Annotated in this window: 22 protein-coding genes; 10 read left to right on the top strand and 12 right to left on the bottom strand. The window is 71.2% G+C overall.

The features are described 5' to 3' along the window. The first annotated feature begins 4 nt into the window (after positions 1–4). Positions 5–2,788 carry an FHA domain-containing protein gene (locus tag J5X86_RS14655; RefSeq protein ID WP_208517202.1) on the top strand — a complete coding sequence of 928 codons (2,784 nt, stop codon included), beginning with the start codon at positions 5–7 and terminating at the stop codon, positions 2,786–2,788. A gap of 76 nt (positions 2,789–2,864) precedes the next feature. Here the strand turns inward: J5X86_RS14655 and J5X86_RS14650 are convergent, their stop codons facing one another. Both J5X86_RS14650 and J5X86_RS14645 read right to left on the bottom strand, forming a co-directional pair. Beyond that, positions 2,865–3,728, bottom strand: a complete 864-nt coding sequence (locus tag J5X86_RS14650) for a hypothetical protein (RefSeq protein WP_208517513.1) — start codon at positions 3,726–3,728, stop codon at positions 2,865–2,867. Between the two features lie 14 nt (positions 3,729–3,742). Beyond that, entirely contained in the window at positions 3,743–4,447 is a 705-nt protein-coding gene (locus J5X86_RS14645; protein ID WP_208517201.1) for a GntR family transcriptional regulator, read from the bottom strand. A 144-nt stretch (positions 4,448–4,591) separates the two neighbouring features. Here J5X86_RS14645 and J5X86_RS14640 point away from each other — a divergent pair, with 144 nt between their 5' ends. From J5X86_RS14640 to J5X86_RS14630, 3 genes are all read left to right on the top strand, one after another. After that, on the top strand, positions 4,592–4,936 hold the full coding sequence (locus J5X86_RS14640) for a peptidase inhibitor family I36 protein (RefSeq protein WP_078645227.1): 345 nt from the start codon (positions 4,592–4,594) through the stop codon (positions 4,934–4,936). A gap of 162 nt (positions 4,937–5,098) precedes the next feature. Then, positions 5,099–6,268 (top strand): aminotransferase, encoded by a 1,170-nt coding sequence (locus J5X86_RS14635; protein ID WP_208517199.1) that lies wholly within the window; start codon positions 5,099–5,101, stop codon positions 6,266–6,268. 113 nt (positions 6,269–6,381) lie between these two features. Then, complete coding sequence (locus J5X86_RS14630; protein ID WP_208517198.1) at positions 6,382–7,035, top strand: class I SAM-dependent methyltransferase; 654 nt, start codon at positions 6,382–6,384, stop codon at positions 7,033–7,035. A gap of 24 nt (positions 7,036–7,059) precedes the next feature. On the opposite strand, the gene J5X86_RS14625 is transcribed toward J5X86_RS14630, so the two are convergent. The 4 genes from J5X86_RS14625 to J5X86_RS14610 all read right to left on the bottom strand — a co-directional run bounded on the left by J5X86_RS14625 (position 7,060) and on the right by J5X86_RS14610 (position 11,055). Next, complete coding sequence (locus tag J5X86_RS14625) at positions 7,060–7,665, bottom strand: hypothetical protein (RefSeq protein ID WP_208517197.1); 606 nt, start codon at positions 7,663–7,665, stop codon at positions 7,060–7,062. A 3-nt stretch (positions 7,666–7,668) separates the two neighbouring features. Then, positions 7,669–8,826 (bottom strand): hypothetical protein, encoded by a 1,158-nt coding sequence (locus J5X86_RS14620; protein ID WP_208517196.1) that lies wholly within the window; start codon positions 8,824–8,826, stop codon positions 7,669–7,671. A gap of 94 nt (positions 8,827–8,920) precedes the next feature. Beyond that, on the bottom strand, positions 8,921–9,364 hold the full coding sequence (locus J5X86_RS14615; protein ID WP_208517195.1) for a hypothetical protein: 444 nt from the start codon (positions 9,362–9,364) through the stop codon (positions 8,921–8,923). Beyond that, on the bottom strand, positions 9,361–11,055 hold the full coding sequence (locus J5X86_RS14610) for a hypothetical protein (RefSeq protein WP_208517194.1): 1,695 nt from the start codon (positions 11,053–11,055) through the stop codon (positions 9,361–9,363). Before J5X86_RS14610 ends, J5X86_RS14615 begins: the two co-directional genes overlap by 4 nt. A 234-nt stretch (positions 11,056–11,289) precedes the next feature. Between J5X86_RS14610 and J5X86_RS14605 the strand changes: the two genes are divergently transcribed. Both J5X86_RS14605 and J5X86_RS14600 read left to right on the top strand, forming a co-directional pair. Continuing rightward, positions 11,290–12,471, top strand: a complete 1,182-nt coding sequence (locus J5X86_RS14605) for a histidine kinase (RefSeq protein WP_208517193.1) — start codon at positions 11,290–11,292, stop codon at positions 12,469–12,471. Further along, positions 12,468–13,187, top strand: coding sequence for a response regulator transcription factor (locus J5X86_RS14600; RefSeq protein ID WP_208517192.1), 720 nt, complete (start codon positions 12,468–12,470; stop codon positions 13,185–13,187). Before J5X86_RS14605 ends, J5X86_RS14600 begins: the two co-directional genes overlap by 4 nt. Positions 13,188–13,229: 42 nt before the next feature. Here the strand turns inward: J5X86_RS14600 and J5X86_RS14595 are convergent, their stop codons facing one another. Next, positions 13,230–13,856, bottom strand: coding sequence for an NADPH-dependent F420 reductase (locus tag J5X86_RS14595; RefSeq protein WP_208517191.1), 627 nt, complete (start codon positions 13,854–13,856; stop codon positions 13,230–13,232). Between the two features lie 254 nt (positions 13,857–14,110). Here J5X86_RS14595 and J5X86_RS14590 point away from each other — a divergent pair, with 254 nt between their 5' ends. From J5X86_RS14590 to J5X86_RS14580, 3 genes are all read left to right on the top strand, one after another. Next, positions 14,111–15,109: a nitronate monooxygenase family protein gene (locus J5X86_RS14590; protein ID WP_208517190.1), complete on the top strand. Its 999-nt coding sequence runs from the start codon at positions 14,111–14,113 to the stop codon at positions 15,107–15,109. 119 nt (positions 15,110–15,228) lie between these two features. Further along, complete coding sequence (locus J5X86_RS14585; protein ID WP_208517189.1) at positions 15,229–15,747, top strand: cupin domain-containing protein; 519 nt, start codon at positions 15,229–15,231, stop codon at positions 15,745–15,747. A 404-nt stretch (positions 15,748–16,151) separates the two neighbouring features. After that, on the top strand, positions 16,152–17,123 hold the full coding sequence (locus J5X86_RS14580) for a glycoside hydrolase family 16 protein (RefSeq protein ID WP_208517188.1): 972 nt from the start codon (positions 16,152–16,154) through the stop codon (positions 17,121–17,123). 88 nt (positions 17,124–17,211) lie between these two features. Here J5X86_RS14580 and J5X86_RS14575 read toward each other — a convergent pair whose 3' ends face one another. Genes J5X86_RS14575 through J5X86_RS14555 form a run of 5 tightly spaced genes read right to left on the bottom strand, consistent with a single transcriptional unit; the run spans position 17,212 to position 22,617 of the window. Continuing rightward, a complete protein-coding gene (locus tag J5X86_RS14575; protein ID WP_014059101.1) occupies positions 17,212–17,676 on the bottom strand; it encodes a ribose-5-phosphate isomerase in 465 nt (154 codons plus the stop codon). Further along, the gene (locus J5X86_RS14570) at positions 17,673–19,418 is read right to left on the bottom strand and encodes a dihydroxyacetone kinase family protein (protein ID WP_208517187.1); all 1,746 of its coding nucleotides are present in this window, start codon (positions 19,416–19,418) and stop codon (positions 17,673–17,675) included. The genes J5X86_RS14575 and J5X86_RS14570 overlap by 4 nt, the downstream gene beginning before the upstream one ends. Next, positions 19,415–20,875: an FGGY-family carbohydrate kinase gene (locus J5X86_RS14565; RefSeq protein ID WP_208517186.1), complete on the bottom strand. Its 1,461-nt coding sequence runs from the start codon at positions 20,873–20,875 to the stop codon at positions 19,415–19,417. Before J5X86_RS14565 ends, J5X86_RS14570 begins: the two co-directional genes overlap by 4 nt. After that, the gene (locus J5X86_RS14560) at positions 20,872–21,942 is read right to left on the bottom strand and encodes a 2-hydroxyacid dehydrogenase (protein WP_208517185.1); all 1,071 of its coding nucleotides are present in this window, start codon (positions 21,940–21,942) and stop codon (positions 20,872–20,874) included. The genes J5X86_RS14565 and J5X86_RS14560 overlap by 4 nt, the downstream gene beginning before the upstream one ends. A gap of 6 nt (positions 21,943–21,948) precedes the next feature. Continuing rightward, positions 21,949–22,617 (bottom strand): HAD family phosphatase, encoded by a 669-nt coding sequence (locus tag J5X86_RS14555; RefSeq protein WP_208517184.1) that lies wholly within the window; start codon positions 22,615–22,617, stop codon positions 21,949–21,951. Positions 22,618–22,772: 155 nt separating this feature from the next. Here J5X86_RS14555 and J5X86_RS14550 point away from each other — a divergent pair, with 155 nt between their 5' ends. Beyond that, a complete protein-coding gene (locus J5X86_RS14550; protein ID WP_078645208.1) occupies positions 22,773–23,561 on the top strand; it encodes a DeoR/GlpR family DNA-binding transcription regulator in 789 nt (262 codons plus the stop codon). The last annotated feature ends 71 nt before the right edge of the window (positions 23,562–23,632 follow it).

Genomic DNA, 23,632 nt, shown 5'->3' with positions numbered 1-23,632 from the left:
AGACGTGCCGGAACTTGTACTGCATGCCAATGGACGCACCTGGACCCTGGACGCGTCCCGGAGCTACACCGTGGGGCGCGATCAGCAGGCCGACATCCCGACCATCGACCGCCGAGTCTCCCGGCGGCACATCACGATCCGCTGTGTGGGCGGGACGTGGGTCATCGAGGACCTCGGCAGCGCGAATGGCACGTTCGCGGACGGACACCGTGTCCAGCGGATCGAGATCGGCCACGGTTCGATCGTCCGGCTGGGGAACTTCTCCAGCGGCATGCGGCTGGACTTCACCGAGGCCGCGCCGGCGCCGGCGCCGGCGGCGGTGAGTGGCGACCAGGCGCCCGCCGCCGCGCAGGACCGCGCGGCGGCACCCCAGGGCGAGGCCCGCCCTCAGGCTCATCCCGAGCCCCGTCCCGAGCCCCGTCCCCAGGCTCATCCCGAGCCCCGTCCTGAAGCTCATCCCCAGCCCCGTCCCGAGGCCCATCCCCAGACGCCTCGCGGGGCGCGAGGCGATACGGGTTGGGGCACGGCGGCAGCCGCCGGTGCACCCCCGGTGGCGCCCCATCCCCGGGCGGCGGAGGTTCCGGGAGCCCCGGCGGGCGCGGCAGCCTCAGTGGGCGCGGCAGCCTCAGTGGGGCAAGCGGCGGCCCCGACCCGTACGGCAGGCCCGAGCATCGCCCGGGACCCGCACCGGCCCGCCGCCACAGACCCGCACCGGCCCGCCGCCACAGACGCGGACGGGCCCCATGAAGCCGCCGCGACCCACTTCATCGACCGGAGCCCGTCGGGTGTCCACCGGCTCGTCCAGGGGCGGCCGATGCGCATCGGCCGGGCGCAGGACAACGAACTCGTGGTGGAGGGCCCGCATGTCTCCCGCCACCACGCGGAGTTCCGGCCCCTGCCCGGTGGCCGCTTCGAGATCGTCGACCTCGGCAGCCACAACGGCACCTTTGTCAACGGGCAGCCGGTGGACCGCCGGCTCATCGGTCCACACGACATTGTCGGTGTCGGCCACTCCACCTTCCGCCTCGCCGGGGACCGGCTGGAGGAGTTCGCCGACACCGGTGAAGTCTTCTTCGCCGCCCGGAACCTGACGGTGACCGTCGGGCGCGGCAAGACCATCCTGGACGACGTCTCCTTCGGCGTCCCGGAGAAGTCGCTGGTGGCGGTGGTCGGGCCGTCGGGTTCCGGGAAGTCCACCCTCCTGCGCGCACTCACCGGATACCGGCCCGCCGACCGCGGCCATGTCCTCTACGACCACCGCGATCTCTACACCCAGTTCGCCGAGTTGCGCCACCGTATCGGCCTCGTTCCGCAGGACGACATCCTGCACAAGGAGCTGACCGTCGACACCGCGCTGAAGTACGCCGCAAGGCTGCGCTTCCCCGGTGACACCAAGGCCGCCGAGCGCAAGGCCCGTATCGACGAGGTGCTCCAGGAGCTGAAGCTCGACGTGCACCGGGACAAGAAGGTCTCCTCGCTCTCCGGCGGTCAGCGCAAGCGGGTGTCCGTCGCCCTGGAGCTGCTGACCAAGCCCTCCCTGCTCTTCCTCGACGAGCCCACGTCCGGTCTGGATCCGGGCCTGGACCGCGATGTCATGAAGTTGCTGCGGGGGCTCGCCGACGACGGCCGCACCGTGCTGGTGGTCACCCACTCCGTCGCCGAACTGGCCCTGTGCGACCGGGTGTTGGTCATGGCGCCCGGCGGCTCTGTGGCCTACTTCGGCGTCCCGGGCGAGGCCCTGGAGTTTTTCGGCCACGAGAGCTGGGCCGATGTCTTCTCCGCCTTCGAGAACCATCGCGACGACGACTGGGGCGGGCGCTGGCGGACTTCCCCGCAGTACGCCCGGCGGGTCGCGGAGGTCGGCTCGGCCGCACCGCCGCAGCAGCCGGGCACCCTTCCGGCGCAGCCGCCCGCGCGAGCCCTGCAGCCCAAACGGCGGCACTGGGTCGCCCAGTTGTGGACCCTGATCCGCCGCTATCTGTCGGTCATCGCCTCCGACAAGGGCTTCATGGCGCTGATGCTGCTCCTCCCGGCGGTACTGGGCGGGGTGAGCTGTCTGGTTCCGGCGAAGTACGGACTCGTCCCGCCACCGCCGGACAGCGGTTTCCGCTACAACCAGGAGTCCGGAACCATTCTGCTGGTCCTCGTCATCGGCATGAGTTTCTCCGGCGCGGCCAACTCCGTACGCGAATTGATCAAGGAACGGGTGATCTACGAACGGGAGAGAGCCACGGGTCTGTCCCGGTCCGCGTATCTGATGTCGAAGGTGATCGTCCTCGGTCTGATCACCGCGATGCAGGGTGCCGTCCTCTGCGCGATCGGCTTCTCGGTCCGCCAACTGCCCGCCCAGGGGCTGCTCATGCCCACGGCCGTCGAGGTCTGCGTGGTGATCAGTGCGCTGGGCTTCACCTCCATGATGTTCGGCCTGGTCATCTCCGCGCTGGTGAGGACGGCCGAGAAGACCATGCCGCTGCTGGTGATGTTCGCCATCGTCCAGGTGGTCTTCACCGGCGTCCTCTTCAAGCTGTTCAGCTCTCCGGGCATCGAACAGGTCGGCTGGCTGATGCCCGCCCGCTGGGCGGTCGCGGGCGCCGGGACCACACTCGACCTCGCACACACCATGCCGCCCTGGAATCTCGACAAGCCGAACGAAGTCGACCCGCTGTGGGCGCACACCGTCTCCCAGTGGGGCATCGACCTCGGCGTGCTCGTGGCGATCGGGCTGGTCTGCGGCTTCGCCGTGGCCCGCCTGCTGCGCCGGCACGAACCCGACGTCATGCGCGACTAGGTGGCGACTGGGGTCCTTCTGCCGGATCTCCGCGGCGTCGCGACGCCAGGCACGCCCTCTCGCCGCACCGCGCGCCCTAGCCCTTGCCGAAGTGCACCGCCGGGAAGGCGCCCGCCGCCCTGAGCGTTTCGGTGAAGCCACCGGCCAGCTCGGTGAGGCGCGCGGTGGCGGCCGGGCCGAGGTGGTCGTAAGGGGCGGTGTCGAGGCGGTCGGTGAGCGCCTCGGCCTCACCGCGCAGGGCCGCGCCCGACTCCGTGAGATCCCCCGCCTCGTCCAGCAGGCCGCGCTCGCGCAACCGGTCCCGGGCGGCGGCCCACTGCTCGGCGGACCACCCGCGGGTCCGCATGAACGTCGCCGACGTCGGCGCGGTGCCGGTGGCGTTGTGCAGGACCAGCGCCTCGATCCCGGACAGGCCCGCGATCGCCAGGGCGAAGAGGTGACCGTCGCCCCGGTGCTCGCGCAGCAGCGTCGCGGCGTGCCACAGGGCCAGGTGTGGTTCCTCGGGCACCGGGAGGCCCGCGTTCGCGGCGTACAGCGGCCGCGCCTCCCGGTGGCACCCCTCGGTGGCGCGCAGCGCCAGCTCGGCGGCCTCGGCCATCTCCTTCGACGTCAGGGCCTCCTCCCCGAGCAGTCGCCGCAGCACCTTGTCCGCGCCGCGCAGCCGCGCCGCGAGCACCGCCTCCGGCGTGGCGATGGACCACGCGGCGGGGATGAACCGCTCCACATGCTCGTGGTTGAAGTTGTAGAACGTCGCTGAGACGGTGCCCGCGCCGACCGCCCCGAGCGGGGCCGCGCGGTCCGCGAAGTAGGCCATGGCCCCGCGCTCCAGCCCGAGCGCCGCGAGTTCGTCCTGCCGCTCGGGCGCGAAGTACACGCACGAGTGCACGGGATTGACGACGCTGTGGCAGCGGCGGCCCGCACTCGGCTCGAATGTCGTCAGGTTGGCGAGGCGCATCAGGCTTCCTTCGCGGGATCGTGGTGGGTGCGGTCGGTCAGTACGGCCGCGGTCATGGTGAGGTGCTGGACCAGTACCTCGGCCGCGGTGTCGGCGTCGCGGGCCAGCGCCGCCTCCTCCAGCAGGCGGTGCTCGCGGGCGCCGTCCCGGTCGGGGTTGCGGTGTGCCGACCAGCGGCGAGCCAGCTCGCTCGCGGTCCACATCCGGTCGAAGGTCTCCAGCAGGACGGGGTTGCCGCAGCCCTCCAACAGGGTGCGGTGGAAGACCCGGTGGGCTTCGGCCCATGCGGCGCTGTAGTACTCGCCCTCCCCCGGTACGTACGCCTGGGTCCGGGTCAGCCGGTGGTGGGCGGCGCGTACGCGGGACTCCCAGTCGACGTCGCCGCGCTCGATGGACATGCGCAGCACCACCGGTTCGATGGTCCGGCGGGCCTCCGCGGTCTCCTGCCAGCGGCGGTCGGAGTAGGCCGGGACGGCGAAGCCGCGGTTGTGCAGCCGGTCCGCGAGGCCCTCGCCGACCAGCCGTACGAGCGCCTCGCGGACCACGGCCAGGCTCACGCCCTGTTCCTTGGCGAGGTCCTGCGGTTTGAGGGCGTCACCGGGGGCGTAGTCCCCGCGCATGATCGCGTCCCGCAGGTGTGCGTAGACCTGCTCGGAGAGCATCTGCTTCCCCGACGAGGTCGACGCGTGGGTCGTCTGGGTCATACCGGCATCATAGATGATTTAGGAGATAATCGATTATTCTCTGGATCATCGATGCAGCTCACCGTCGAACACAGGAGCTGTCTATCCGCCCTCCGTTCCGAGTTGAACAATCGTGGCGTTGGCTTCCGCGTCAAGGAGGACGGGATGAACCCACGTTTCACACGCTTCGCGCTCGTTGCCGGGACCGTTGTGGTGACCACACTGGGCCCCTCCGTACAGGCTCAGGCGCTGCCCGCCTGCGCGAGCAACGCGATCTGCCTGTGGCGGTTCCAGGACGGTACGGGCGAGCTCTACACCTGGCGGGGCGGCTACGTGGACCTGCCCAGCCGGTTCACGGACCACGTGGGTTCCTTCCGGGCCAACAGGACCGGTGCCTTCATCGACTGGGCATCGGGCAAGGAGTGCCACTCGGTCCGCAAGGGCGACTACGCCAGCAACTACAGCGGCCGGTTCGGCTCGAAGATCGACGCGGTGGGCGACAACTGCTGACCCGCCCGGCCCCGGAAGCCTGCTTGTGCAGGTGGTGAGTGCTTTCCTCCGACTCCCTCGCGCGCGTCCCTCCCCGCTGCCGTGGCTCGGCCGACGCGCGGGGGAGGTCGGTAGCATCGCGGTGAACCGACAGCGGCCAGCCACCCGTGAAGGAGCGCCGACGTGCGACTCAGCCCGCGCACCGTGCAGGAGATCGATTCGCCGATGGGCGCGACGTATGCCCTGCTGGCGGGCCGCAGCGGCGAGCGGGCGCTGCTCGATCTGGCCCAGGCCGCGCCGAGCTACCCGCCCGCGCCCGAGATGGTCGAGCACGTCGCCAAGGTCGCGCACGAGCCGAACGGCGCCGCGTACGTGCCGAGCCCCGGACTGCCACGGCTGCGGGATGCCTTCGCCGCCGACCTCAGCCGCGGCTACCAGAGCCCGGTGGGGGCTGACCAGATGGTCGTCACCGCAGGATGCAACCAGGCGTTCTGCCTGGTCGCGCAGGCGCTCACCGAACCGGGCGACGAGGTCATCGAAGTCCTGCCGTACTACTTCAACTACGACATGTGGCTGCGCATGAACGGCGTGGTGCCGCGATACCTGGAGCCCGGGCCCGATCTCGTGCCCGACCCGGAAGCGGCCGAAGCGCTCATCACCCCGCGTACCAGGGCGATCGTGCTGGTCACCCCGGGCAACCCGAGCGGTGTCACCATTCCGCCGGATGTGCTCGCGGACTTCTACGCGGTGGCGAAGCGGCACGATATCGCGCTGATCGTGGACGAGACCTACCGCTCGTTCCGCGACACCGTGCGACCGGCACACGACTTGTTCGCCGACCCGGACTGGGCGCGGACCCTGGTGAGCCTGCACAGTTTCTCCAAGGACCTCGCGATTCCCGGCTACCGGGTGGGCGCGGTCGTCGCCTCGCCCGAGCTGAACCGCGAGGTGATGAAGTTGCTCGACTGCGTGGCGATCTGCCCTCCGCGCGTCGGGCAGGAGGCCGCCTGGGCGGGGCTGTCCTCGGCCCAGGAGTGGCGGCGTGCGCGCGCGAACGAGGCAACGGACAAGCGGCGTTGGCTGGAGACCGTGCTGGCCGAGCGGCCGGGCGGTTTCGAGCTGCTGAGCTGCGGAGGGTTCTTCGGCTGGGTCCGCCACCCCTTCGCCGACCGCGGCACCGAGGACGTCGTGCGCGACCTCATCACCCGCTACGACACGCTCGTCATTCCGGGCACCGCCTTCCTGCCCGACGACCGCCAGGTGTTCCGGGTCAGCTTCGGCAACGTCGACCGGGCCGGGCTCACCGAGTTCGCCGGGCGGCTTGAGCTGATGGCCAAGGATTTCGTTGGCTGATCCCGCGGGCCGCGGCCGACCTGACGCTTGACCTTGCCCGAAGGTGAAGGTCGAGGGTGCCGGTGGCGACCGGGCAGGGTGCTCGGCTCCGGCCGAACCGGGAGGAACCCGCAGTGGATGACGACGCTCTTCTGACCGAGCAGTTGGCCTACTACAGGGCGGGCGCGGCGGAATACGACCGGCCCTATGCGGAGCGCGAGGACTTGCGGGAGTTGCTGACTGCCGTCGATGACCTCCCGGTTGCCGGGGATGTGCTGGAGCTGGCGTGCGGGACAGGGCAATGGACCTCGTTGCTCGCCGCGCGGGCGCGTTCGGTGACGGCCGTGGACGCGGCGGCTGAGGTGCTGGACCTCGCTCGTGCGCGTACCGCGTCCGCCACCGTCCAGTTCGTCGAGGCCGACCTGTTCGAGTGGCAGCCGTCGCGCTGCTACGACACGGTGTTCTTCGCCTTCTGGCTCTCCCACGTGCCACCGGCGCGGTTGCCCGGCTTCTGGAACACCGTCGCCTCCGCACTCGCACCGGGTGGGAAAGCGGTCTTCATCGATGACGGTCCCGCCGCGGCCGCCGAGGAGGACGTCCTCTCCGGCCGGCCGATCCCGGTGGCCCTGCGCCGGCTCGATGATGGCAGCCGGTACCGCATCGTGAAGGTGTTCCACGACCCCTCCTCGCTCACCGCCGACCTCACGGCGCTGGGCTGGTCGGCCCATGTCCGGCTGGTGGCCGGGAAGTTCATCGGCGTCGCGGAACCGCCGGCCACCTCTGCCTGAGAACCGGCCCGGCTCCGGCGAGGATCAGATGAGTGTGGCCACCTTCTCGGAGGGCCTGTTGCGCCGCCAGCCGACGGCGAGATAGGCGAGCATCCCGACCGGCGGGATGGCGCAGACGGTCCAGCTTATGGCCAGGGGCGGGCCCGGCTGGTCGAGCACACCGACGTTCCGCAGGGTGCCGCGGCCGTGGCCGGCGGCGCCGTCGATGTCGAAGGTGAAGCTGACGGTGCCGGGTTCCGGCAGGGCCTGGACATCCAGGCCCCAGACATCCCGTTTGCGGGGGTGCCTGCCCAGTGGGCTCTCCCGATCGTCGGCGTCGATGCCGGGCCCGTCGAGAGTGAGCGTGCCCGACTTTCCCGCGACGCCGTCGGCCGGTGCGAAGGTGAAGTCGAGTGACTGCATGGCCCGCAGTGGCCACTCGGAGAACCCGACGGTGATCGTGTAGGGCCCTGCCTGTACCCGCTCGGTATGGACGACGCCGACGGGGGCGTAGGCCGCGGCCGGCGCGGTCGACACCGCCACCAGCGCGAGTGCGGCGGCCACGGTCAGGACCAGTCGGCGTGCGTGGCCTCGCATACGCCGGGATGCGGAGGCCACGGCGAGCAGGAGCGGTGAACGTGAGGAGCGCATGGGTCATCGGCCCTTCGTGATGGATGCGGTGGAGTGTTCGCGCAGCAGGACGGCGAGCCGGGCGGCGAGGTAGCCCGCGAGGACGCCCGTGGCCAGACCGACGGCCGTCATCGTCAGCAGTTCGGACGGGGTCGGGCCGGAATCGCCGAACAGGGCGCTCTGGACGGGGAGGGAGAGGCCGACCACGGCTCCCCCTCCGGCGCCCATGATCTGCGGCGCGATCCGGCCAGACCAGCCCCGCCTCCTGCTCAGCCAGAGCAGTGCGGTGACGGCCGCTGCCGCGAAGAGCATGAACACCGGGATCTCGGAGGGGAGTTCGGGCGGGTTGTCGCCGAGGTTGTCGCGCAGCGGCAGGCCGCTCGCATCGGCGTAGACCCGCGCCGCCCAGGGCGAGAACCACCACAGGAGGAGCTGCAGGGCGCCGAGGGTCGCGGCGGTCGTCAGTGCGGTGCTCCGCCGTCCGATGGTGAGCGTCCCCGTGATCAGCAGGAGGGTCGAGAACAAGATGTTGCCGACGAGCTCGGGCTCGACGGGCAGCGGGAGTGCGCCGAATGCCTTGGTCGTGATGGGGCTGAAGATGATGAGCACGGGGATGCTGAGGATCACGCCTGCCCGGCCCCATCGGGTGTCGCGGGCAGCGGCGAAGACGATGACGCTCCCCACCATGGAAAAGGAGATCGAGAGGAACAGCCCGATGTGGGGCGGTGAGTCCAGCACGGCGTCAAAGCCGTACAGCGAATGCCACCACAGGTCCAGAAGCCCGAAGAGCAGGAACAGAGCGGCTCCCGTACCGGTGATCAGATAGCCCAGAGGAGCCCGGAAGACCCCGCCGAAGACGCGTACGGGCTTGCCGCCGGGAAACTGGTCCACAGGCTGGCCGGCCCGCTGGGCAGCGGTCGCGATCAGGACCATGGCCAGGCTGGCGAGGCCGGCGAGGGCGCTGCCGGAGTACAGCATGAGGTGGGAGAGCGTGAAGAACGTGTCCGGGCCGACGTCGACATGCCACTGGATGTCCCAGCTCAAGCCGAACAGGGACATCATGGTCCCGGCGAGGACGGTGTTGGCGGCGATGGGGCCGGTGCGGCCGGCGCGGGAGATTCTGACGGCGGGGGACGGCTGGGATGCCGTGCTGGTACCGGTGATGGGTAGTGCTGTGCTCACGGGAATGCCTTTCTCATGACGGTGCTCATGACGCTTCTCATGGCCGTTCTCATGGCCGTGCAAGAGCGGTTACTGGCGCTACGCGGCCGGTTGTTCAGCCGGAGATCGCCAGTGGGAAGTCGAACTGGTCGCTCCGTGCGCCGTAGTCGACGTTGACGTGGAAGGTCCAGCGCCCCGGCATCATCAAGTGGACGGCCGTGGAGTAGCTGCCCGGGCTTTCCACCCGCGGGTGTGCCGCGGGCGTCGCGTGTCCGTGGGTGGGCATGACGGCCTGCAGAGTGATGGTGGGCGGACGTGCGCTTCGCTCCCCTTGGCGCGGGGTCAGGCGGATGTCGACGTCGGTGGTGCCGGTGCGGGGCCGGGCCACGGTCAGTGTCACTTCGTCGGTGACACTGCCCCCGGTCAGCGAGACGGCATCGTCCGTCCAGGACGGAAGGCACCCGACTGCAACGAGCGCGAGGGACACCGTCAGCAGTGCCGTGGCGGCTCCATAGAGGAACCGGACCATGGGGGTACGGGAGACGTTGGGGGCGTTCACTTCGCTCCTCCCGCCGGCGACACATGCAGGAGGTAGGGCATGGTCAGGACGGCGCTGTCGCGTTCGGCCTGAATCCACACGCGGTAGTAGCCGGGCCGGGAGAAGGTGTACACGAAGGAGACGTCCGGGCCGTAGGCGGCCACGGTCTCGTCCGCGGGGCTGTCGCCGTTGAGGGGCATCAGCCCGCTCATCGAACCCGTACTCGTACTCGTCTCGTTCCCGTGGTCCGTGGCGGCCATGTCGTGGGCCGGAGCGTCCCCCATGCCGTGGGCGGAGTGGCCGCTCATGTGGCCGCTCATATCGCCGCCCATGGAGTGTGCGTGTGCCCAGACGGGTGCGCCCTGGGCGGCCCGTCCCATGCGCGTCGGGCTGGTGGCGTCCGCCTTGTCGAGCGGTCCGACCACGATCATGTGGCCGACCATGCCGAGCCAGGGCTGGAGCGTCGGTGTGTCGCCGACGCGCGCGGTCAGGGTGCTCGCGGTTCCCGCTGTGAGCGAGGGCGCCGACAGCCGCACCGGTACACCGTCGACCGTCCGCTCTCCCGGCCCCCGCGGGGCGAGTTCGGTGGGAAGGGCCGGGTCACCGCCGCGCGCCGGGCCGTCGGCGACGGTCAGACCGGTTGCCGAGCGCACCTGCTGGATCCCGCCACCGCGGCGGGCGAACTCCGCGGACACGGCGTAGTGGCCGGCCGCGGGCAGCCGCAGCTGGACCTCGTAGCTGCCGGGTGCGGTGCGTATGGGGTGCAGATGCCACAGCTCACCGGTCGGCCCGATGACCAGCAGGTGCATCAGGGCACCGTCGTGGACGATGAGATCGTCCGCGGGCAGGCCGGTGGAGCCGTCGTTCACGCTCAGCCGCAGCGTGCCCCGCTCTGCCGCCTTGGCCGGGTACGGACCCATCTCGAGTGAGACGGGCGGCCGGGAGTAGTCGTTCGTCACCGGCCGGACGACCGCGTAGGGATCGGCGACGTTGTCATTCGTGGCATCCACCTGCCCGCCCGGCTCGGGAGGCATGGGCAGGGAGGCGGACAACAGCGCGGCGGTGACGGCCGTCGCGAGCGCGGCCACCACGCCTCCTGCCGGCACCAGCACCCAGGCCCCGCGCCGGGCCCGGACGGCGACGAAGAGGGTCACCAGCATGAGCACACCGGCGGAGACGAAACCGCCGAACACGGTGAGTTCCGGCGGAGACGTGGCCTGGCCCGGCACCACGAAAGGGATCCGCGCCGTACGGGATCCGTCATCGACGACGAGCTCCCAGGGCCCGGCCCGGTCGATGTCCAGGGCGGCACTGTAGGACCCCGGCGTGCTGCCGAGCCGGACCGAGGCGCTGCTGGTGGTGGTCCCCGCCGAGGAGCCCTCTGCCCGGTCGCGTGACGCACCGGTGGGAACGGTGCCCAGGCGCAGAGTCCCGGCCGCGGTGCCCCGATGGGTGAAGACGTCCACGTGCAGGGGGCCGGGCAGCCCGGTGACGCGGCGCAGCATGAAGGTCAGGTCGCGGTCGCCGAGCGTCTGGGCCACCTTCAGGTCTCCCCCGGCCGTGGCATCCGCCCATGCGGAGGATCCCGCGCCGACGGACAGGCCCAGGGCGCAGAGCACGGCCACCGCCACGCGTGCCGCGCGCGACCTGCCACGGGAGTTGCGACCGGCGGATCTGCCGCGAACCGATGCGGGGGGTGCGTTGTCGTTCACGCGGCAGACAGTAGAAACCGCCCGCACGCGGTGTCGTCACGCACCCGGGGTACCACCTGTCCCCCGCGCGGGGGACAGCGTCTCCCCCCGGCGCAGGAAACGTTTTCCGGCAGGGCTCGTGCACTATGTGTGCATGTCTGGTGCAACTGGCCGCGTACAGGGCGGCGTTCCGGCTGTGTGTTCCGCCTTCCGACGTGCCCGCGGTGCGGGCACACGGACCCCCTGAGAGGGGCCGTGTCCGTGTCGCTTCGGGGCGCGAGTGGGTCCCTGACCCGGCAGTCCCTCATGGTGGCGGGCTTCTGCCTGCTCGCGGATGCGCTCACCTTCTACTACGAGGGTGCGCATGTGTATCCCGCGGTGTCCTTCTGGTGCCTGCTGGCCGGGATCGTGCTGGCGGACGCGGCACTCGCGAGTGCCGCCCGTCTCTCGGGAGTCGTGGCTCTCGCCCAGGCGGCCCTGGCCGTGGCCGGTGCGCTGGCCCTGCCCGGCGGCGGTCCGCTGCCGGACACCAACGACGCCGGAATGCTCATCGCGGCCTACCGGGCCGGGGCCTGGCTGAACGGCCGCCCGGCCGTGCTCGCCCTGCTGTATCTGGCCGCGGGGTCCATCGGGGCCAGGACACTCGGCGCAACGACCGATCTCACCGAGTGGCGCACCATTGTGCTGGGAGCGGTGAAGGAGGCCCTCCTCGCCTGGCTGGTGGGCCGCTACACCACGGCTCGGGGCGCGCACATCGCCGAACTGGAACAGCGGGCCGTACGGGAGCGGGAGAACGCCCGGCACGCCCTCGCGGATGCCATCGCCGGGGAGCGCAGTGCCATCGCCCGCGATCTGCACGATGTCATCGCCCACCATGTGAGCGCCATCGGCGTCCATGCCGGAGCCGCCCGTCTGGGGCTCTCCGCCAAGGAGGCGTCACCGGTGTCGACGGCGCTCACGGCGGTGGAGACCTCCAGCCGCGCGGCCCTCCTGGACCTGCGCCGCCTGCTGGATTTCCTGCACGACAGCCCCGCGGAGGGCGCACGGCAACCGGGGTTGAGCGACCTCGACGAACTGATTCACGTCGTGTCCGCCGCGGGCCTCGAGACGAACATCAGCATCCAGGGCACCCCACAGAGGCTGGACGGGTCCTTGGACATCGCCGTCTACCGCGTGGTCCAGGAGATGCTGACCAACGCCCTGCGCCACGGCGACGGCCACGTGGACATCACCTTGGACTACGGGACCTCGTCCATCACGGTCACCGCGGTCAACCCGATAGTCGTCCCGAAGCGTCTCGTGGAGGATTCTCCGCACCGGGGCCTGGAGGGCATCAACAGCCGAGCCGGCATGTTCAACGGCTCCGCCTCGTACGGACCGGTCCACGGCGGAACCGACTGGAAGACCACCGTCACCTTCTCCATGGATGGCACATGACCCTGCGTATCCTCCTGGCCGACGACCACGCCATGTTCCGCTCGGGGCTGAAGGCGGTCCTGAGCACCCAGGACGACCTGTGCTGTGTCGCCGAAGTGGCCGACGGCCAGGCAGCCGTCGACGAGACCGGCAGGCTGGCACCCGACGTCGCCATCCTGGACGTCCGCATGCCGCGCCTGGATGGACTCCGTGCCGCGGAGCGCATCCTCGGCAGGCCGGGCAACACCACGAAAGTCATCGTGCTCACCACCTACGACGACGACAGCTACGTCTACCGCGCCCTCCACATGGGAGCCAGCGGATTCCTCCTGAAGAGCGCCCCTCCCGAGGAGACGATCGCGGCCATCCGCATCGCCGCCCGAGGCGACGCCATCATCGATCCCTCGGTCACCCGCCGTCTCATCTCGCGTTTCGCCGGCAGCATCGCCCCGCCGGCGTCCTCCACCGCGCTCGAGCGGCTGACGGCCCGCGAGCACGAGGTCCTGATGCTCGTGGCCCAGGCCCACAGCAACACGGAGATCGCGCAGCGCCTGGGCATCGGCGACGAGACGGTCAAGACACACGTCTCCCGGATCCTGGCGAAGCTGGGCCTGCGCGACCGCACCCAGGCCGTCATGTACGCGGCCTCCCATCGACTCGTGGCCCCGCTTCCCGCTCCGCCGGCCGGTACGGAGCGCTTGGGGCGGCGCATGGGAAGAGGCGGTAGCCAAAATTGACGCTGGACACCGGAACCGCCAAGTGACTCAGCGGCCCCGGTCTCAGGCCACGTGCAGCAGGGCGCTGGTCTCGGTGGACGACATCTCGGTGGCGTAGACGCGACTGCCCGGCTGGTGTTTGCGGCCGCCCTCGCCCAGGTGCCCGGCGTCCACGGCGTCGAAGCCGATGTCGCGGATCAGCCCGGCCACCGCGGCCTTGGCCTCCTCGTCGTTGCCGGACAGCGGGATGGCCACCCGGTCGGTGGCGCCCTGGGGGCGGGCGTGGTCGCGCAGATTCTCCCAGTAGATCGCGTTGAACGCCTTGACCAGGTTGGCGCCGGTGTGGGCCTGGATCTTCTCGCTGGAGGTGGTGGCGTCCCCGTCGAGCTCCGGGTCGTGTCCGTCCCGCTCGGGGTAGTAGTTGCAGGTGTCGATCACGACCTTGCCGCGCAGCGGCTCGGTCGGCAGCTCCTGGTAGCGGCCGTAGGGGATGGACACGACCACCTCCTCGCCGAACCGCGCCGCCTCCTCGGCGGTCACCGCGCGGATCGGGCCGCCGATGTCGGCCACCAGGTCGGCCAGGGTGTCCGGGCCGCGGGAGTTGGCGAGCGCCACGTCGTAGCCGATCGCGGCGAAGTGGCGGGCCAGCGTCGAGCCGATGCGGCCCGCTCCGATGATTCCGATGCGCACGGCGTGCTCCCCTTCGTCGTCCACGGGTGGGCCACCAACCGGGTAACCCGCATCTCGCAGGTCATGCAGCCACTCCCGGTGTATACCGCGGACGGGTGCGGGAGCGGGCGGGTGCGGGAGCGGGCGGGCCCAGCACGCGTCGACTGCCGCTGGGAGGGCGGGCCGCGAGCCCGTGCTACGCCTTGCGCGTGACGCACACCGGAGCGGCCGCGTCGGAGCCGCCCCGTCCGGCGGCGGGGCTGTTCCATCGGACCATGGCAATCGCACCACCGGCCCTGCGCACCCGCTTCACGGAACTCGTCGGCTGCACGGTGCCCGTCCAGCAGGCCGGTATGGGCTGGGTGAGTGGCGTGGACCTCGCGGCCGCGGTCTCGGAGGCCGGCGGCCTCGGCATGGTCGCCTTCCCGATGGCGACACCGGAGGCCCTCACCGGGCTGCTGGAGGACGTACGGCAGCGGACCACCCGTCCGGTGGGGGTCAATTTCATCCTGCCCGTCCTCCAGGACCACGCGTGCGTCGACATCGCCGCGGAGCGCATGTCCGTCGTCGAGTTCTTCTGGGCAACCCCCTCCCCGCGGCTGGTCGCTCGGGCCAAGGCGGGCGGGGCGCTCGCCGCGTGGCAGGTCGGCTCGGTGGCGGAGGCACGGGAGGCGGCCGACGCGGGGTGCGACTTCGTCATCGTCCAAGGAGCGGAGGCGGGCGGCCACGTCCGCGGATCCCGGGTCCTGCTGCCGCTGCTCTGTGAGGTGGTGGAGCACGTCGACATCCCGGTCGTCGCGGCCGGCGGCATCGCCACCGCGAGATCCGTGGCGGCGGTCCTCGCGGCCGGAGCCGATGCCGCTCGTATCGGGACCCGGTTCGTCGCCACGACCGAAGCCGACGCGCACCCGGAGTATCAGCGGGCCCTGATCCGGGCCGGCGCCGCCGACACCGTGCTCACCACCCAGTTCTCGGTCATGTGGCCCGACGCACCGCACCGGGTCCTCTCGGCCTGCGTCGACCGCGCGCGCGGCCTCGACACGGACGTGGCGGGCGAGATCGTGCTGGCCGGTGCCACCGTGCCGGTCCCGGCATCCAGTCCGTTCTGCCCGACCCGGACCGCGACCGGGCAGGTGGACGCGATGCCGCTCTACGCGGGCGAGTCGGTCGGCGCCGTGACCAGGATCGAACCCGCCGCGGACGTGATCCGCGAACTCGCCACCGGCGCGGTCGCACGCCTGCGCGGGGCGCTCTGCGGCCAGGATCCCGACTGACGAGACGGACTTAGGTCTCCGGCCCCGTTCAACGACCACCAAGGTCATCCGGAAGCCCGATGCCGCCTTCTCGGGGCGGAGCCATCATTCCAGTGGAGACCTGCCGAAAGGAGCACATCATGTCCTACCCGGAAGACCTGGAGTACCCGGAGCCCCGCTACCACGGCGACAGGGGCGAAGTGAACGCGGCCTTCCGCCCGGCCGGCACCCCGCCGGACCTCTCCTCACCCGGCGGCTCGACCCACTACCTCGCCACCAGCGAGTCGACCGGCGGCGAATTCGGCCTGTACAAGGTGGAGATGGGACCACGGTCCGGCGGACCCAAGACCCATTTCCACAAGGCCATGTCCGAGTCGTTCTACATCCTCTCGGGCAAGCTGGAGCTCTACAACGGCGAGAAGTGGATCACGGGCCGCGAGGGCGACTTCCTGTACGTACCGGTCGGTGGCCTGCACGCGTTCAAGAACGTGGCGGACGAGCCCATGTCCATGCTCCTGCTCTTCGCCCCGGGCGCCCCCCGCGAGGAGTACTTCGAGCGGGTCGCGGAGATGACACAGCGCGGCGGCGAGGAACTCAAGCGGTTCCGCATCCGGCACGACAGCTACTTCGTGGAGGACTTCGACCCCGGGACGGAGTAGTCCGGGACGGAGTAGTCCGGGACGGAGTAGTCCGGGACACCGTGGCCGGGCCTCCTCACCTTGATTCGGCCCACCCTGGGGCGCCGTCAAGAGTTGGCGCGCGCGGGTGCCGGAACCCCGCGTATGTCTCCAATTCTGAAGTGGGGCGAGCGATACTTCCGTGCGGCCGCGACCATGCGACGGGCTTACGTTCAACTGGTGAACACGGCGCGGCTCTTGACCGACAAGGGCAGGGTCCAAGACAGTCGTTCTGTGTGAGCGCTCTCTCGACCCGATGGCGCTCGCGCTGTCCCTGTGCCCGAGTCCCCGTAGTCCAGCCTCCACCACACCCCACGCCAGGAGCGGGCTACGGGGGCTCGCACACCCCGTCACCGACGTTCCTTCGAACGAAAGCAGCCCCCCACATGCTCAGGATCACCTCACGTACGACGGCGGAGGCCAAGCCCCGCCGCCGACGACGCGTACTGGCCTTCGTGGCCGCCCTGTCGCTTCCGCTGACCGGACTGCTGGCTCTGACCGTGTCCTCCAACACCGCCGCCGCCGGCGAACCCGCCGCCGCGGCCGAGTGGACCACCGTCTTCCAGGACGACTTCGACGGCGCGGCGGGCACCGGCCTGAACAAGAACGACTGGCTGTACGACATCGGCACCGGCTACCCGGGCGGCGCCCCGAACTGGGGCACCGGGGAGGTCGAGTCGGTCACGGACTCGACCGAGAACGTCTACCACGACGGCGAGGGTCACATGGTGATCAAGCCGATCCGCGACGGTTCCGGAAAGTGGACGTCCGGCCGCGTGGAGACCCAGCGCACCGACTTCGAGGCCCCGGCCGGTGGACAGTTGGAGATCAGTGCCTCGCTCAAGCAGCCCAACCCGGAGAAGGCCCTCGGAATTTGGCCCGCCTTCTGGGCCATGGGCGCCGACGCCCGTCCGACCGGCGCCACCAACTGGCCGAGCATCGGCGAGCTGGACATCATGGAGGACGTCAACGGGCTGAGCAAGCACTCGAACACCTTCCACTGCGGGGAGTGGGCCGGTGAGTGCCACGACCCGGACGGGATCACCAGCGACCTGCTGCCGTGCGACGGCTGTCAGACCGAGTACCACACGTACTCCGTGATCGTGGATCGCACCGACACCTCCGCCGAGCAACTGCGCTTCTACCGCGACGGCAAGGAAACCTTCACGGTGAAGCAGAACCAGGTGTCCGCCGAGACCTGGAAGAAGGCGGTCGACCACGGGTTCTTCGCCATCTTCAACGTGGCGGTCGGCGGCTCCTACCCGAACAAGGTCTGCGGCTGCACCTCGCCGGCGGCCGACACCACCTCCGGTGCGGGGATGAGCGTGGACTGGTTCTCCGTCAAGGTGAGCCAGTAACGACGACACGGCTTCCCACTACGTCGGTCTCCACGATCCGGTTGTGATCGTGGAGACCGACGTTGTTCGCTCTGTCCTACCTCCCCGATCAGCCCTCGTAGCTCCGGATCGCGGCAACCTTCTCCGCCGACGGGGACGTCTCGTCGAAGCTCTGCGCGAGCCAGTCGTCGGTGAGCGACCGGGCGAGTTCCAGCCCGATGACGCGCTGGCCGAAGCAGAGCACCTGGGCGTTGTTGCTGAGCACCGAGCGGCGCACGGAGTAGCTGTCGTGGGCGGTGACCGCGCGGATGCCGGGGACCTTGTTGGCGCTGATGGCCACGCCCAGGCCGGTGCCGCACACCAGGAGGGCGCGGTCGGCGGTGCCCTCGGCGACGCGGCGGGCCGCTTCCACCGCGACGTGCGGGTACGCGGTGTGCTCGTCGCTGCCCACACCGACGTCGATGACCTCGGCGACCCGCGGGTCGGCCAGCAGATCCCGCTTGAGGACCTCCTTGTAGTCGTATCCGGCGTCGTCACAGCCGACGACGATCCGGAACGCGTTCGCGGTGGTCATACGGGGTCGCTTCCTGTCGTCGTGTGGAGGGTGGCCACCGCGGTCAGTACCGCGGCGAGTGAGGTGGCTCCGGGATCGGGGGTACCCACACTGCGGTCGGCGAGGGGGCGGGCGCGGCCGAGGCGGGGGCGCAGGGCGGCGGTGTCCTCGGCGGCCGTACGGGCTTCGGCCACGGCGGCCACGTACGCCTCGGCCACCGGATCTCCGGTCCGCAGCCGCGTCGCGAAGGCGGTGGCGAACGGCGCGAGAGCGTCCACCAGGGTTTTGTCGCCCACCTCGGCCCCGCCGAGCGAGGTGACGGCGGTGAGCGCGGCCGTGGCGGCGGACGCCAGCTCCGCGCGCCCCGGCGCCCGGTCGGCCGGCAGTGCGGCGCCGATGGCGCGCAGCGCCACGCCCCACAGCGCACCCGAGGTGCCCCCGGCCTCCGCCGCCCAGGCATCACCGGCGGCGGCCAGCACCGCCGCCGGGGCGAGCCGATCGGTGTGTGCCTTCTCGGCGGCCACCAGTGCCGCGTCGACGCCCTTGCACATGCCACGGCCGTGATCGCCGTCGCCCGCCACCGCGTCCAGCCTGCCCAGGGCCTCCGCGTCCCGGTGCAGTACGTCGCGGGCGGCGCGCAGTGCGTGGACGGCCAGCTCCGCGACCTCGACCGCCGCGCCGGACGCCGTGGCGGCGGACCGCTCCGGGCGGCGCGGGGCGGCGGCGGGCCGTGTGGCGGCGGCGTCCACCGGGGTTTCCCGCGGTGTCCCCCGGCGGAAGGCCGGGGTGTCGGCCGGTGCGAGCCACAGGCGTTCCAGCTCGTCGTCCAGCCAGCTCAGGGTGAGGGAACAACCGGCCATGTCGAGACTGGTGACGAGTTCGCCGACCTCGGGGCGTACGGGTGTGAGCCCCGCCTCGTCCAGCAGCCGGGCCACGGCGCCCCACAGCACGTACAGCTCCTCGTACTTCGTGGCGCCGAGGCCGTTGAGGACGACCGCGACCCGCCGCTCGCCGTCCGTGTCCGCGGGCCGGTCCGCAAGCAGCCCCGTCACCAGGGCGCGGGCCAGGTCCTCGGCGGTGCCCAGGGTGTCCTCGCTGACCCCCGGTTCGCCGTGGATGCCGAGACCGAGGCCCAGGCGTCCCTCGGGAACGGTGAACAGGGGCGCGTCGGAGCCCGGCAGAGTGCAGCCGTCGAAGGCCACTCCGAGTGTGCGGGTACGGGCGTTGGTGTGCTCGGCCACGCGGACGACCTCGTCCAGACCGGCGCCTTCCTCGGCCGCCGCCGACGCGGTCTTGAAGACGACGAAGCCGCCCGCGATGCCCCGCCGCCGCGCCGTCTGGTCGGCGGGGGCGGAGGCGATGTCATCGGTGACGGCGAAGCAGCGGGCGGGTATGCCGTCGTCCGTCAACTGCCGTGCCGCGAGGCCGAAGTTCATCACGTCCCCGGCGTAGTTGCCGAAGAGGAAGAGGACACCGCCGCCCGCCTCCGCGACCTCGGCGACCGAGCGGGCGCGGGCGGCCGACGGGGAGGTGAACACATCGCCGATGACCGAACCGTCGGCGAATCCGGGGCCGACGACGCCGCAGAAGGCGGGATAGTGGCCGGAGCCGCCACCGGTGAGGACGGCCACCTTCCCCGTACGGGTGGGGCGGGCGCGCACCACACCGCCGGGCACGGCCCGTACGTGTTCCAGGTGGGCGGCGGCGAACCCGGTGATCATGTCGTCGGTGAACTGGGCGGGGTCGTTGAAGAGCCTGGTCATCGGGTGCTCCAGCCTTCGCGTGCGATGTCGAGGGCGTGGCGGTAGGCGGCGTAGCCCTCGGCGTAGTGGTCGATCAGCCCGCGCTCGGCGGTCACGGTGCGCAGGCGGGCGCGCCAGGCGCCGGGGTCGACCGGCGTGCCCAGGGAGCGCCAGGCGACGTGGGCCGCACCGCGGATGCCCACGGCGTCGTCGCAGACCTCCAGGTCGCCCCCGAGGACACCGGCGAAGATGCGCGCCCACTCCCCGGAGCGCGCGCCACCGCCGCAGGCGGTGACGGTGCGGGTGACGCCGAGGGTTTCCATGCAGTGCCGGGCCGAGTAGGCGACGGCCTCGCACAGCGCCCGTACCAGGTCGGCGCGGCCGGCCAGCGGGGAGAGGCCGTCCAAGCGGCCACGGGCCCGCGGGTCGACGAAGGGTGCGCGCTCGCCGCTGGCGGACAGGAACGGCAGCGCGGTGACGCCCGAGGCGCCGGGCGGGGACTGGACGAGCAGCGCGTCCAGCGCCTCGATCTTGACGTCGAGCAGTTTCAGCAGCCAGTCCAGGCCCGCGGTGCCGATCATGGCGGGCATGACCCGCAGGTAGCGGCCCTCGTACGGGGTCGCCAGCAGCATCCCGGCCGGGTCCTCGGCGATGGCCGGGCGCGGCTCGGTGTCGAGGACCTGGGCGGCGAGGGTGGTGCCGATGATGAGGTTGCCCTCGCCCGGTTCGGCGACTCCCGAGCCGAAGGCGCAGGCCGGGATGTCGAACGGACCGGCCGAGACCGGCAGCCCGGCGGGCAGGCCCAGCCGCCGGGCGGCGTCGGGCAGCAGCCGGTGCAGGGTGCCGGGCGGCGCCGGTTCCGGCAGCAGCCGGCGGTGTGCGGACAGTCCGCACAGCTCGAGCGCGGTCTCGTCGTACGCACGGGAGGCGACGTCGAGGAACGGCTGCGAGGCGTCGGAGACATCTACGGTCACGGCGCCGGTCAGCCGCTGTACGACGGCGTCCACGCAGTATCCGGCGACGTGGGCCGCCTCCAGCCGCTCCGGCTCGTGCTCGGCCAGATGCGCCAGCAGGGGTGCGGCGGAGCCGGGGAAGAGACCCACGCCGGTGCGCCGGTGCAGGGCGTGCAGGGTGCCGTCGGCGGTCCACCGGTCGAGCCGGTCCGCGGCCCGGCCGTCCATCCAGGACAGCGCGCGGCCGACGGGGGCGCCCGTGGCGTCGCGCAGCCACAGGCCGTCGCCCTGCCCGGTGAGGGCCAGGGCCTCGGCCGGTTCATCGCCCAGTTGCGCGGCGTCGGCGAGTGCCGCCCGTACGACGGTCTCCACAGTGCCCACGACGTCGTCCAGGTCCTGCTCGACGCGGTGTCCGGGCAGGGTGTAGACGGTGCTGCGGGCCTCGTGGGCGGGGGTGGTCCGGCCGTCGCGGGAGATCAGCTGGGCCTTGGTGACCGAGGTGCCGATGTCGACTCCGACGATCATGGCCGGCTCCCGGTCAGCACCTCCGGATTGGCCACGTGCCGCAGCGGTTCGCCGCGCAGGAAGCGGGCGGCCTCGGCAGCGGTGATCACGGCGGCCCGGTCGGCGGTCTGCCGGGTGGATCCCGCCAGATGTGGCGTGGTGATGACATGGGGGGCCTTGTGCAGCGGCCAGTCGGCCGGGGGCGGCTCGATGTCGTAGACGTCCAGGGCGAGCGCGCCGAGCCGGCCGGACTCCAGCAGGCCGGGCAGCGGGGCGTAGTCGAGAAGCTCGCCGCGGGCCGAGTTGACGAGGATGGCGCCCTCGGGCAGGAGCGCGAGGTTGCCGGCGTTCAGCAGATGCCGGGTCTCGGGGGTGACACGGGCGTGCAGGCTCACGACGGAGCTGCGCCGCAGCAGGTCGTCCAGGGTGGTGAGCTCGACACCGTCGGCCCGCGCCCGGGCCGGATCCGTGTACGGATCGGAGACGAGGACGTGTGCGCCGAAGGCACGCAGCACACGGGCCACGATCGAGCCGATGGCTCCGTACCCGACGAGGCCGACGGTGGCGCCGTCGAGTTCCAGGCCCGCGTTCTCGTAGGCGTAGTAGTCACCGCGCCACGTGCCCTCCTTGAGGGCCGCGTCGGCGAAGGTGAGGTGGCGCATGGCGGCGAGGATCAGGCCGATGGTGAATTCGGCGGCAGCGGCGGCGTTGCGGCCCGGCGTGAAGGTGACGGGTATCCCGGCGGCGGTGGCGGCGGCCAGGTCCACGTTGACCGGGCCACCACGGGCCACGCCGATGAACTTCAGATGGGGCGACTCGCGGATGACACGGGAGGTGAACGGAGCCATCTGGGTCAGGGCGACACTCGCGTCACCGAGCGCCTCCAGCACCTGCTCCTCGGTGCCGCTGGCCTCCTTCACACCCCCGTTCCCCTGCCCGTCGGCGCCCACCGGGCCGAAGGGTTCGTTCGGCCAGCGGGTGCGCAGCGTGCGGAAGCTCAGCCCGGCGGAGGGCAGGCTCTCGCTCAGAGCGGCGGCGAAGAGTTCGGGGGCGATGAAGTCGTCGCCGGATACCAGGACCGCGGTCATGTCGGGTCACTCCCCTCGGGTGTCGAGCCTGCTGAGCAGGAAGTCACGTACGGCATGGTGGTCCGCAGAACGGTAGGCGGCGGCCGCGAGGGCGTCGTCGGCGGGTGGGTACTGCGGATTGGGGATGGCCACCACGGTCATCCCGGCGGCCGCGGCGGCGCGCAGTCCGTTGCTGGAGTCCTCCACCGCCAGACAGCGCTCCGGGGCCACTCCGAGGGCGCGGGCGGCGGCCAGATAGACGTCCGGGCTCGGCTTTCCGCGCTCCACCTCGGCGCTGGAGACGGTCGCCTTGAAGTGGTGGTCGACACCATGGTGGGCGAGGACGGCGTCGATCACCCGGCGCGGCGCGGAGGAGGCGAGCGCGACGGGTGCGAGCTCGGCGGTGGCGGTGATCATCTCTCGCGCTCCGGGCAGCAGGCCGATGCGGCCGTCTGCCAGCGCCTGGACCATGCCGTCGACCACGACCTCCTCGGTGCTTTCCGCGGAGTCACCCGCCCCGCAGAACCGGGTGAGGTAGGCGGCCCACTCGGGGGCGCTCATCCCCTGGACGTCGCGCGTTTGATCCGGGCCCCACGCACGGCCGCGTGCGGCGGCGTACGCGGCCCACAGCTCTTCCCACAGATGCTCGCTCTCCACCAGTACGCCGTCCATGTCGAAGACCACTGCGTCGGCCATGCGTACCCCTGATCTCCTGGCTGATGATCTCTGGCTGTGCCGTTGCACCGGGAGGTGTCCGTTGCACCCGGCGGTGTCCGGCACAGCGAAATTAACATTGGCCGCGTGAGTTGTCACTGGTTCTATGTGAGAAATGAACACGGCAGGATGGGGGCATGACTACTCCCCCGTCGTCGCGCGGCGCGCGGCAGCAGCGGCACCAAGTGATCGTCGACCACGTTCTGGCCCGGGGGGACGCCACCGTCGCCGAACTGGTCGAGCTGACCGGCGTCAGCCTGATGACGGTCCACCGGGACATCGCCGAGCTGGCGGACCGCGGCATCCTGCGCAAGTACCACGGCGGCGTCTCCGCGCAGCCGTCGATGGTCTTCGAGTCCAGTTCCGACTTCCGGCTGCACGCGCACGCCGACGAGAAGCGGGCACTGGCCCGCGCCGCCCTGCCGTTCGTGGCCCCGGGGATGTCGGTGATGCTGGACGACTCGACCTCGGCGCTGGCTCTGGCGCGGCTGTTGCCCGAGGTGGGGCCGCTGACCGTGGTGACCAACTACCGTCTGATCACCGAGGAGCTGCGGGGCGCCGAGGGCATCCGGCTGATCTGTGTGGGCGGCGAGTACTCGCGCACCCATGACTCATGGATCGGCCTGCCGGCGATGGACATGATCGGCGGCATCTCCGTCGATCTGAGCGTGCTCTCCACCTCCGCGATGACCGCGGGCATGACGTTCCACCAGGAGCAGGAGATCGTCAGCATCAAGCGGGCGACCCGGCAGGCGGGCGCGACGAGCGTGCTGCTCATGGACCACAGCAAGGTGGGCCGTCGCGCGCTGCACCAGCTGGAGGGCGTGGACTCCTTCGACCATGTTCTGCTGACCGGTCCGGTGGACGAGGAGCTGGTGCGGGAGATGCGGGAGCTGACGGATGTGCGGGTCATCGAGACGGAGTAGTTACCACTCGATCCCGTTATCTTTACCAAGACTCTTGATATTTCTCTCGGCGCGCTTGAGTATCTGCGGTC

It is taken from the genome of Streptomyces sp. NEAU-YJ-81, assembly GCF_017592595.1.
In the GTDB taxonomy this organism is placed as follows: domain Bacteria; phylum Actinomycetota; class Actinomycetes; order Streptomycetales; family Streptomycetaceae; genus Streptomyces; species Streptomyces hygroscopicus_B.
This window is presented reverse-complemented; position numbering and strand designations above follow the sequence as displayed.

Bases quoted from the DNA above. Each gene is read 5' to 3' on its own strand.
- J5X86_RS14645 (WP_208517201.1), bottom strand. From the start codon at position 4,447: ATGACCCAGACGACCCACGCGTCGACCTCGTCGGGGAAGCAGATGCTC.
- J5X86_RS14640 (WP_078645227.1), top strand. From the start codon at position 4,592: ATGAACCCACGTTTCACACGCTTCGCGCTCGTTGCCGGGACCGTTGTG.
- J5X86_RS14625 (WP_208517197.1), bottom strand. From the start codon at position 7,665: ATGCGCTCCTCACGTTCACCGCTCCTGCTCGCCGTGGCCTCCGCATCC.
- J5X86_RS14600 (WP_208517192.1), top strand. From the start codon at position 12,468: ATGACCCTGCGTATCCTCCTGGCCGACGACCACGCCATGTTCCGCTCG.
- J5X86_RS14590 (WP_208517190.1), top strand. From the start codon at position 14,111: ATGGCAATCGCACCACCGGCCCTGCGCACCCGCTTCACGGAACTCGTC.
- J5X86_RS14585 (WP_208517189.1), top strand. From the start codon at position 15,229: ATGTCCTACCCGGAAGACCTGGAGTACCCGGAGCCCCGCTACCACGGC.
- J5X86_RS14580 (WP_208517188.1), top strand. From the start codon at position 16,152: ATGCTCAGGATCACCTCACGTACGACGGCGGAGGCCAAGCCCCGCCGC.
- J5X86_RS14575 (WP_014059101.1), bottom strand. From the start codon at position 17,676: ATGACCACCGCGAACGCGTTCCGGATCGTCGTCGGCTGTGACGACGCC.
- J5X86_RS14570 (WP_208517187.1), bottom strand. From the start codon at position 19,418: ATGACCAGGCTCTTCAACGACCCCGCCCAGTTCACCGACGACATGATC.
- J5X86_RS14565 (WP_208517186.1), bottom strand. From the start codon at position 20,875: ATGATCGTCGGAGTCGACATCGGCACCTCGGTCACCAAGGCCCAGCTG.
- J5X86_RS14560 (WP_208517185.1), bottom strand. From the start codon at position 21,942: ATGACCGCGGTCCTGGTATCCGGCGACGACTTCATCGCCCCCGAACTC.
- J5X86_RS14555 (WP_208517184.1), bottom strand. From the start codon at position 22,617: ATGGCCGACGCAGTGGTCTTCGACATGGACGGCGTACTGGTGGAGAGC.
- J5X86_RS14550 (WP_078645208.1), top strand. From the start codon at position 22,773: ATGACTACTCCCCCGTCGTCGCGCGGCGCGCGGCAGCAGCGGCACCAA.